Raw genomic sequence first — 8,989 nt, 5'->3', positions numbered from 1 at the left:
CGCAACCATACCAGAACGGTGGAGCGGCCCTGAATGCCATAACGCACCTGAGCCTGTTTGTAGGTGAGCTCGCCTTTTTCAATCTGCTCGACCAGCGCCAGTTTAAAAGTCAGCGAGTAATCGCGCTGTGTTCGTTTCACACCTTGTCCCATCGGATTCTCCATTTATTGGGGGGAAAGGTGTAAACCATATTCAGGACGGGACAGTTCACAGATAAGCGCCACGTCATCGAGTACCACCTTTTCGGAGGTTACTTGCCTTGGGGTGAGTTTTTTAGGGTGCGTATGACGGTGTTGATGCCAATCTTGAGGACGCGAGCAGTATCACGAACACCTGAGCCGTTGAACGCCATATCAACAATCTTGTCTTTGACACCAGGCTTGCGGGCTTCATAGGTATAGGTGAGCTGAAACACGTGCGGACAGGCGGGGCAACGATAGCGAACATGGCCAGCAGGGGTCTTCCCATGACGATATACGTGGTCAGAGTTGCAACGAGGACAGTAAACGGTGATGGATGCCATGAAGCTGTCGGTCTCAAAAGAGTTCACCATATCAACTCAACCGATCGGATGCATCACCTAGCACAGTTATCACCGCCCTCTTTGCGCCCCATTTGATGGATAACTCATCGCGCAGTGGAGGCCAAAAAAGCGCCCAAGGAAGAGGCTGAAAATAATCGATGAATGGGCCAATAGCCGTTGGAATGGAGGATATGAGTGCGCGCTACTCGCTATTTTTGTGAGCGCCAGCAAAGGTTGACGATATGGTGTTGGGAGCAGATTGACTTTCTATTTAAACAGCGAAAAGTGAATATCACCAAAGGGGGGAGTTAATTTGGCCAGATCCTGTCACGGGATTATCGCAGGCCACCTCACCGGGGCCGGAATGCGTCATGCAGAGTCACAAAGAATTAGCCCCGCTGGGCAGAACGCACCACGGGGCTGGATATTCAGGATGGTTTTTTCAGGCTGGCCTTGTGCTGCTCCAGCAAATTCTCGGGAGGCGGCGGCACCTGCAGGTAGAACCCCTGGTTGGTCAGCGCGGCCATCACCTTGCCGACATCAGCCAGCCCCAAGGGCTTGGCCGGATCCAGCTTGGTCATCAGCACCAGCTCGGGACGCCCGAATGCACTCAGCAGTGGCTCGGGAACGCGTGAGAAATCCTCTCTTTTTTCAACAAAAAGGTAGGTCTCGGCTTTTTTGCGACTTTTATAGACTGCACACAACATGGAAATTGATATAATCCGACGAGTTTATTGCCTCTGATGGGGGCAAACTATAACATCAGGAATTGAATAACAATAACGGATTAGCATCTCTGCCTCGGGGAAGATTCATGGTTGAGCGCGATAACGAATTGAAAGGGACCACCTTCACTATTTCTGTGTTGCATATCAGCGATGGCGAGCCTGAGCGGATCCGTCAGTTGTTGGCCGAAAAAGTGGCCCAGGCACCCTACTTTTTTAATTGCGCACCGCTGGTGATCAATGTTTCCCGACTGGAACATATTCCCGATTTCGAACAGCTCAAGGAGCTGGTGGAGTCCGAAGAGTTTGTGCTGGTCGGCATCACGGGTGCGCGCAGTGAAGAGATGAAGACGGCCGCCAAGGCGGTGGGACTGGCCGTGATGGCCTCGGGCAAGAGTCGCAAGAGCGAACCGGAACCCGAGCCTGCCCCCGCGCCAGCCGCGCCTGTGGTAGTTCCCGAGCCCGAACCCGCCCCCTTGATCCCGAGCAAGGTACATGTGGGACCGGTTCGTTCCGGCCAGCAGATTTACGCCGCCGGCACCTCGCTGGTGGTGCTGGGGTCCGTCAGTCCGGGAGCCGAAGTGCTCGCCGATGACAGCATTCATATTTATGGCACCCTGCGTGGCAGAGCCATTGCCGGTGCCCGGGGAAACACCCAGGCCCGGATCTATTGCCAGCAATTACAGGCCGAGCTGCTCTCCATCGCGGGCACATTCCAGCTGAGCGATGCATTGCCGGCAGGCCTGATCCAGCAACCGGTACACGTCCGGCTGGACAATGAACAACTCCGAATAGACCGTATCAAATAGAGTTACAAGGAAGCGAGAATGGCGCGAATCATAGTCGTTACATCGGGTAAAGGTGGCGTTGGCAAGACCACAACCAGTGCGGCCCTGAGCACCGGCTTAGCCCAGCGTGGTCACAAGACAGTGGTCATTGACTTTGACATCGGTCTGAGAAACCTGGATCTCATCATGGGCTGCGAGCGGCGCGTGGTGTATGACTTCGTCAACGTCATCAATGGGGAAGCAAACCTCAATCAGGCGCTGATCAAGGACAAACGCTCGGAAAATCTGTTTATCCTGCCCGCCTCCCAGACCCGGGACAAAGATGCCCTCACCCGTGAGGGGGTCGAGAAGATCCTGGATCAACTGGCGGAGATGAAGTTCGATTACATCGTCTGCGACTCCCCGGCGGGGATCGAGGCGGGTGCGCTGATGGCGCTCTATTTTGCCGATGAAGCGATCGTCACCACCAACCCGGAAGTCTCTTCCGTGCGTGACTCCGACCGCATCCTTGGCATCCTGGCCTCCAAGTCCCGTCGCGCCGAGCGTGGCGAAGACCCCATCAAGGAGCACCTGCTGCTGACCCGCTACTGCCCGACCCGCGTCAACCGCGGCGACATGCTGAGCGTGCAGGATGTGCAGGAGATCCTGGCCATCCCGCTGCTCGGGGTGATCCCGGAGTCCCAGGCGGTGCTGCGCGCCTCCAACTCCGGCGAACCGGTCATTCTGGACAAGGAGTCCGATGCCGGTCAGGCCTACGAAGATGCGGTGTCCCGCCTGCTGGGCGATGCCAAGGAATTTCGTTTTCTGGAAGAAGAGAAGAAGGGCTTCTTTAGCCGACTGTTCGGGAGTTAAACATGTCATTATTGGATTATTTTCGTTCCAACAAGAAACAGAACACCGCACAACTGGCCAAAGAGCGGTTGCAGATCATTGTTGCTCACGAGCGTTCATCCAGAGGGGGGCCGGATTACCTGCCCCAGCTCAAGCAGGACATCCTCGATGTGATCCGCAAATACGTCAACATTGATCCGGAGAAGATAACCGTCCAACTGGATCAGAAGAGTGATGAGCTGTCGGTACTGGAGCTCAACATCACCTTCGCCGATGACAAGAAGGGATGAGCTGACGCCCTATGCGTGACCCCTTCCCCCAATGAAGACCGGATCCTGTCACTGGATCCGGTTTTTTATTGGCACAAAAACAGGCCACAGCGGCTCGCCTCATCTCGCCAAGGGGTCTGCCGACCGCTAGAATAGCGCCGCCCCGCAGGCTGTGATCTGCGATGGCACCTTTTTCTCTTTTCTGGAACAGACCGCTTATGTCTATGAATGACGAAATGCACAGCGTCGAGGAACTGCTCGATACCGCCCTCGAACTCTTTATGGAGCTGGCCTCTGACAACCTGCCGGAGCAGGAGATCGCCCGCTTCAATCAGGAGTTCAACGATCGCGGCCTGCTGGCCGAAACCGATCCGGCCGATGACTGGGAAGCGGACGTGGGTTTTGCGGTGAGCGACACCGACTATGCCGAGATCTGGGTCGGCCTTGGCAATGAAGAACAAGAGTATGAGCACCTGTTTGCCCGCATGCTGCTCTCCCGCCGTGTTGACGAGAAGTTCTGCCACATCGAATGGCTGCCCCAATAATTCCGGATCCCGATGATCCCAGCCACTATCAGTGGGAGTCTAACCCTGACGCCGTGGCCCCCGTGCGCCCATCTGCATCGTTTGGGCGCCGGGTGTTGAGGTGGGCAGGCAAGATCACGCTGGCCGGGCTGCTCTGCTCGGTCGGCTCGGTCGCCTTGCTGCGTTTTATTGATCCGCCGATGTGGAGCTGGCGTATCGAGCGGGCCCTCTTTCCGCCCGCCAAGATCACCCAGGTACGCCATCAATGGGTAGATCTGGAGTCCATCTCCAAGGAGCTGCAACTGGCGGTGATCGCCGCCGAGGATCAGCGCTTTGCCGATCACAACGGCTTTGACATGGATGCCATCAACGCCGCACTCAAGCACAACCAGCACAGTGAACGGGTGCGCGGTGCCAGCACCCTCAGCCAGCAGACCGCCAAGAACCTCTTTATGTGGAGTGATCGCAGCTTCCTGCGCAAGGGGCTGGAGGCCTGGTTTACCCTGCTGATGGAGCTGGGTTGGGACAAGGCCCGCATTCTCGAGGTCTATCTCAATATCGTGGAGTTCGGCCCCGGCATCTATGGCGCCGAAGCCGCCGCCCGCACCTATTTTGGCAAACCGGCCAGCCGCTTGACCCGCTACGAGTCATCCCTGCTGGCCGCCGCCCTGCCCAATCCGTGGCGCTATCGGGTCAAGCCCCCTTCACCCTATGTGCAGAAGCGCTCGGTCTGGATCCGCCGCCAAATGGGGCAACTGGGCCAGATCACCCTCAATCGGGTGCATCAGGCCGACTGATCCTCAGGGCTCATCGGGTTTCTCCGGTGGGCCCAGATGACCGCCCACCGTCTCGCGGTGAAGCGGCAGATAGTGCCACCACCAGGCCTCGCGCCGTCGCTTGATCTGTTGCCGCCGTCCCCGCTGCTTCATTCCCTTACTCCCTGCCAGCTGATCCGCGCCTTAACCATACTCCCCCAACGGCAACTTGGACAGGCCAGCCACGCCCGGCGTACTGGTCTGGCCGCCACAGTCAATAATTGTTACAGTAGCGAACCTCGATGTATCTGGAGTGATTTCATGGAACAGCGTACCCCGGATCAGCTGGTCGAATGGGCCTATGATCAGTTTCTTGAGCAGGCCGCCGATATGCTGGCCCCCGAACAAATAGTCGACATCACCCTGGAGTTTGAGCAGCGTGGCGCCGTGGAGGCAACCCTGCCCAATGCCGACTGGTCGACCGAGCTGGGTGAGCCGGTCGATATGGAGCGCTGGGTCGAAGTGTGGGTCGGTTTGCTGGATCATCAGGATGAGTTTGAGGTGATCTTCGCCACCTTCCTGCTGCCCCGTCTGTTGACCGAAGATCAAGTGCATGTGCGCTGGCATCGCCAGCAGCAGGCATAAAAAAGGCGCCATCGGCGCCTTTCTTGTTTCTGTGCACTCTTATTGCTGTTCTCTGCTAATCCTGCGCTGCGATGGCCTTGGCCAGACAGCGGCGGCACCAGCAAGCGCTGGCCTCCTGCATCGGCAGTACCGGCAACTGACTGCACCAGCACTGCGCAATGGTCTGACCGGCAGAGACGGCGCAATAGGCCGGTTCACCACAACCCGGGCAGCGGTGGGTGCTTTTCGAGCCATCCAGCTCGGCCATCACCGCCAGCTGGGCCTTGCTATCCATCGCCGACCAGTGGCCGATCTCGGTCAGGGTGCGGCCACAACCAAGGCAAAGCCCGTCTTTCGCCTTGCAGAGACCAACACAGGGACTCGGCATCTTATTCGCTATCCTGCGCCTGCTCGCCTGCTTGTACCTGCGCGGCACCGGCGTCGGTCAGGGTAATGGCGTTATCTTCGATGACGATCTTGCCCTGCTTGTAGAGGCCGCCGATCGCCTTCTTGAAGGTGCCCTTGCTCATGCTGAACAGCTTGTAGATGAGCTCGGGTTCGCTCTTGTCACCCACCGCCAGACTGCCGCCCTGCTTTTTCATCCGGCTCAGAATGCGTTCACCGGCGTCATCAACCCGCGCCAGACCCGGCTTTTGCAGGGTCAGATCGAGCTTGCCATCTTCGCGCACCTGCTTGACCCAGGCGGTTTGCGGCCGACCGGTCATCACCCGGCCAAACACCTCGTTCTTGAACAGCATGCCGGGATACTGACCGTTGACGATCACCTTGATGCCAAGGGGCGAGTGCTCTCCCGGCAGCGCGGTCACTTCGTCACCGACCTTGAAGTTGCTGCCGGCCGGGGTCAGGAAACGCTCGATGCGGCTGGTGCCGACCATGCGCCCTTCGTTATCCAGTTGCAGACGCACCAGATAAACGTGGCCCACCTGCATCGGCTTGTTCTGCTCGCGGCTCGGCACAAACAGATCCTTTTTCATGCCCCAGTCGAGGAAAGCACCAATCTTGTTGGCATTGACCACTTTCAGACCGGCAAATTCGTCCACCATGGCAAATGGCTTGTCGGTGGTGATCACCGGCTCGCAATCGGCATCCAGATAGAGGAAGACCTGCACGCTATCCTCCTCTTTCACCCCTTCCGGCAGTTGACGCTTGGGCAGCAGCAGTTCACCGTACTCATCGGCCGCAAGCCAGGCGCCGCGATCTTCGAGTTCAACAACGGTGAGGGTGTTCATCTTGCCAATCTGTATCATGGTGCTCTCTTTTTTCATTACCCGGATGGACCAATTGATCATGGCCCCTATGGGCGCGCATGTTACCTCAAGAGCGGTGATCCGGCCTAGTCCCCAAGCCACCACGAGCCGCCCTTTCGCCCCTATCTTATCCGCCAATGGTGATTAAATCGCCAAACAGGCGGCCATTTGCTGCAAATAACCCCACTTTTAGGTAGACTTCGCGGCTGTTCAAATCCAGAGGAACTGTCGATGAACCCATCCACTCGTACCCGCCATCTTAATCAATGGATCCAGAGCCACAGCGATCAGGACATGACCTACCCGGCCCTGCACGGTTTTCTCTGTGCTCGTCTGGTGGGGCCGGAAAGCCCTGACTGGCAACGCCCGCTGGCTGGTCTGCTGGAACAGGATGCCGAGTTGGATGAAAAAAGCGCAGAAGCCCTCAACCACCTGATCGCCGAGCTGGAATCCCAAGCCGACGACGCCCAGCTGGCCCTGCCGAGCCAATGCCGCCTGCCCAGCGATAACCCCGAGCAGGTGTTCGAACAGAGCCACCCCCTCGGTCAATGGTGTTATGGCTTCAGCATGGGTTTTGCCACCTGGCCCAAGCCGAAGGATTTGAACGACCCGACCACCCAGTACCGCTTCAGTCTGGCCGCCGAGCTGAGCCTGTTTCGCGACAAGCAGATGGCCCAGATGCTCTATAGCGCAGCCGCCAGCGAACTCCCCTTTGTCGAGTTCTGCAAACGACAGCGCCAGAATATGAAAACCGCCCTCAACCAGTTGCTCAACCTCGACCAGTATCAGGCCGCCCCCAGCGCTGATGTGGCCCTCAATGGCGAGCAGGCCCAACAGTGGCAGACCTGGTTCGAGCTGGCCGACAGCTGCCGCGATCATCAGGCCCGCCTCGGCTGGTTCGAGAAGATCATCGCCGATGCCACTCCGCTGTTTAACGACGCCTTCTGGCAGCAAATCGCCGGCCACGGCTGGAGTGCCCCCGAGCTGCGTCCTCTGCTGGCCGCCAGAGCCGGCCGCGCCGACTGCCTGCTACGCCTTGGCAAGCTGGGCGAGGCCAAAGCGGAGTATCTGGCGCTGCTGACAATCTGCATGGCCGATGAGCTGGGTTGCCGCTACAACCTCTCCACTCTCTATGCACTGCAAGGGGATTGGCAGGCGCTGGCCGCCCTGCTGGTGCGCTTCGACGAAGCCTCCAGCTGGTTGCTCTACAACAAGGCGCTGATGGTCTTTGCTACCGAGGGTGCCGAGGCAGCCAAGCCCCATCTGCTGGTCGCCATCGAGGCCAACCCGCACATTCCGGCCTGCCTGCTGGGTCAGCGCAAGCTGCCCAAACAGGAGCCACAAAGCTGGCAAGCGGGCAGCCGCGACGAGGCCGCGCTCTACGCTATCCACACACGCGAGGCCTGGCTCAAGCAGAACGCCCTCATCTGGTTGCGTAAAGGCTGAACAGCGTTGGCTTAAAATCCCGTCGGTCAGACCCGGTTTTTCCTTGAGGGCGTGCGCCACCGCACATTTCATCGCAACCGGGTCAGACAAATCAGCTTGAGTTTCGTATCATCAATGTCAAAGTATCAAAAGAAACTGCATCTGATGCAGCCGTCACAGCAGGGTGTAATATGTCAAAAATCATAGCGTTACTCGCTCACTACCCGCCCTATCAGTTGGTACATGCCGCCGAGATGCTACGGGATACCTTCGAACAGTTTTATGAACAGCGTTACCAGCTGACCGTGCCGCAATGGCGCCTGATGATGGTGCTCGGCCCCAACTACCCCATCAGCCAGAAAGAGCTGGTCGAGGCGAGCGGCATGGACAAGGTGCGCATCTCCCGCGAGATCCGCCGTCTGGTCGAAAAAGGGATCATCTTTACCGAGAGCAGCGAGCAGGATAAACGCATCAGCCTGGTCTCCCTCACCAATGCCGGGCTCGCCCTCTTCCTGCAGCTCAAGAGTGAAGCGGGCAGCTGGCAACATACCCTGACAGACTATTTGCCTAGCGAATCCCGCGAGGCGATCCGCCAGCATCTGCACAGCGTCAGCGCCGCCATCGAGCAGTTGCAATCACTGGATCGGGAGAAATAATCATGGATTTGAAAAAGTTCGCCACCATGGACATCAACATGCTGCTGAGCGTCGTCAATATGCAGTTGCGTGATCGCTATGACGATCTGGATGATCTCTGCAAGGCGCAGGAGATCGATCAGGCAGCACTGGAAGCGCGGCTCGCCAGCGGCGATTTTCACTACCAGCCAGCGCAGAAACAGTTCAGATAAAGAGAGCTAGCGGGATCGGGATCACAGCGCCAGTGATGGCGCTGGCTCTGCGGTAAAAACCTGATATGGTCTGAAGAGCCCCAACAGGGTGATGCACGGATACATCACCCTGTCACAAGAGGGCATTAACATCGTTTCAGGTGAGCAAACCAAGGATGACCCCATGATATTGATGACCCGACAGAGCCTGTTGATCACGCTCTGTACCCTGTTGATGATCAGCCTCTTCACGCCCCACATGCCGCAAAGTACCGAACAGTGGCTGACCACCCTCTTGCTTGGCCTGCTGGTCACGGTGGCATTGCTGCTGGTGCGTGGTTGTCGCCGCTTTATGATGGAGTAGTGACTCCGCCAGAACGTCTATACCGACCACTTGCCGCGATACTCACTGTAACATTATGGTCTTGTCG

Annotated in this window: 14 protein-coding genes and 2 pseudogenes; 10 read left to right on the top strand and 6 right to left on the bottom strand. The window is 57.9% G+C overall.

Going from position 1 to position 8,989, the window contains the following annotated elements:
* From AB5Y97_RS00450 to AB5Y97_RS00440, 3 genes and pseudogenes are all read right to left on the bottom strand, one after another.
* Nucleotides 1-152 (bottom strand): annotated as a pseudogene (locus AB5Y97_RS00450) (IS3 family transposase); the annotation flags it as partial.
* A gap of 51 nt (nt 153-203) precedes the next feature.
* Nucleotides 204-540, bottom strand: a pseudogene (locus AB5Y97_RS00445) (IS1-like element transposase); the annotation flags it as partial.
* Between the two features lie 411 nt (nt 541-951).
* Entirely contained in the window at nt 952-1,230 is a 279-nt protein-coding gene (locus tag AB5Y97_RS00440) for a YcgL domain-containing protein (RefSeq protein WP_005360946.1), read from the bottom strand.
* Nucleotides 1,231-1,337: 107 nt separating this feature from the next.
* Here AB5Y97_RS00440 and minC point away from each other — a divergent pair, with 107 nt between their 5' ends.
* The 5 genes from minC to mtgA all read left to right on the top strand — a co-directional run bounded on the left by minC (nt 1,338) and on the right by mtgA (nt 4,457).
* Nucleotides 1,338-2,057: a septum site-determining protein MinC gene (gene minC, locus AB5Y97_RS00435; protein ID WP_058056865.1), complete on the top strand. Its 720-nt coding sequence runs from the start codon at nt 1,338-1,340 to the stop codon at nt 2,055-2,057.
* An 18-nt stretch (nt 2,058-2,075) separates the two neighbouring features.
* Nucleotides 2,076-2,888, top strand: coding sequence for a septum site-determining protein MinD (minD, locus tag AB5Y97_RS00430; protein WP_005336847.1), 813 nt, complete (start codon nt 2,076-2,078; stop codon nt 2,886-2,888).
* A gap of 2 nt (nt 2,889-2,890) precedes the next feature.
* The gene (minE, locus tag AB5Y97_RS00425) at nt 2,891-3,157 is read left to right on the top strand and encodes a cell division topological specificity factor MinE (protein WP_005336848.1); all 267 of its coding nucleotides are present in this window, start codon (nt 2,891-2,893) and stop codon (nt 3,155-3,157) included.
* Between the two features lie 197 nt (nt 3,158-3,354).
* Nucleotides 3,355-3,681: an HI1450 family dsDNA-mimic protein gene (locus AB5Y97_RS00420; protein WP_005352317.1), complete on the top strand. Its 327-nt coding sequence runs from the start codon at nt 3,355-3,357 to the stop codon at nt 3,679-3,681.
* 62 nt (nt 3,682-3,743) lie between these two features.
* Nucleotides 3,744-4,457 (top strand): monofunctional biosynthetic peptidoglycan transglycosylase, encoded by a 714-nt coding sequence (gene mtgA, locus AB5Y97_RS00415; RefSeq protein ID WP_368157030.1) that lies wholly within the window; start codon nt 3,744-3,746, stop codon nt 4,455-4,457.
* A gap of 3 nt (nt 4,458-4,460) precedes the next feature.
* Here mtgA and AB5Y97_RS00410 read toward each other — a convergent pair whose 3' ends face one another.
* Entirely contained in the window at nt 4,461-4,589 is a 129-nt protein-coding gene (locus tag AB5Y97_RS00410) for a hypothetical protein (RefSeq protein WP_019445852.1), read from the bottom strand.
* A gap of 147 nt (nt 4,590-4,736) precedes the next feature.
* Between AB5Y97_RS00410 and AB5Y97_RS00405 the strand changes: the two genes are divergently transcribed.
* Nucleotides 4,737-5,060: an HI1450 family dsDNA-mimic protein gene (locus AB5Y97_RS00405; protein WP_005336851.1), complete on the top strand. Its 324-nt coding sequence runs from the start codon at nt 4,737-4,739 to the stop codon at nt 5,058-5,060.
* 55 nt (nt 5,061-5,115) lie between these two features.
* On the opposite strand, the gene AB5Y97_RS00400 is transcribed toward AB5Y97_RS00405, so the two are convergent.
* Both AB5Y97_RS00400 and AB5Y97_RS00395 read right to left on the bottom strand, forming a co-directional pair.
* Nucleotides 5,116-5,427, bottom strand: coding sequence for a DUF1289 domain-containing protein (locus AB5Y97_RS00400; protein ID WP_100653668.1), 312 nt, complete (start codon nt 5,425-5,427; stop codon nt 5,116-5,118).
* A gap of 1 nt (nt 5,428) precedes the next feature.
* Nucleotides 5,429-6,307, bottom strand: a complete 879-nt coding sequence (locus AB5Y97_RS00395) for a S1 RNA-binding domain-containing protein (RefSeq protein WP_234920562.1) — start codon at nt 6,305-6,307, stop codon at nt 5,429-5,431.
* Nucleotides 6,308-6,538: 231 nt separating this feature from the next.
* Here AB5Y97_RS00395 and AB5Y97_RS00390 point away from each other — a divergent pair, with 231 nt between their 5' ends.
* The 4 genes from AB5Y97_RS00390 to AB5Y97_RS00375 all read left to right on the top strand — a co-directional run bounded on the left by AB5Y97_RS00390 (nt 6,539) and on the right by AB5Y97_RS00375 (nt 8,922).
* Nucleotides 6,539-7,753, top strand: a complete 1,215-nt coding sequence (locus tag AB5Y97_RS00390) for a UPF0149 family protein (RefSeq protein ID WP_201946783.1) — start codon at nt 6,539-6,541, stop codon at nt 7,751-7,753.
* Between the two features lie 170 nt (nt 7,754-7,923).
* The gene (locus AB5Y97_RS00385; RefSeq protein WP_005336856.1) at nt 7,924-8,388 is read left to right on the top strand and encodes a MarR family winged helix-turn-helix transcriptional regulator; all 465 of its coding nucleotides are present in this window, start codon (nt 7,924-7,926) and stop codon (nt 8,386-8,388) included.
* 2 nt (nt 8,389-8,390) lie between these two features.
* Entirely contained in the window at nt 8,391-8,579 is a 189-nt protein-coding gene (locus AB5Y97_RS00380; protein ID WP_019445848.1) for a DUF4250 domain-containing protein, read from the top strand.
* A gap of 163 nt (nt 8,580-8,742) precedes the next feature.
* On the top strand, nt 8,743-8,922 hold the full coding sequence (locus tag AB5Y97_RS00375) for a hypothetical protein (protein ID WP_019445847.1): 180 nt from the start codon (nt 8,743-8,745) through the stop codon (nt 8,920-8,922).
* Nucleotides 8,923-8,989 lie beyond the last annotated feature (67 nt).

The sequence above is a fragment of the Aeromonas sp. R10-2 genome (genome assembly GCF_040908445.1).
Classification (GTDB): Bacteria; Pseudomonadota; Gammaproteobacteria; order Enterobacterales; family Aeromonadaceae; genus Aeromonas; species Aeromonas veronii.
The sequence above is the reverse complement of the archived record's forward strand: the minus strand, read 5'-3'. Positions and strand labels throughout refer to the sequence as shown.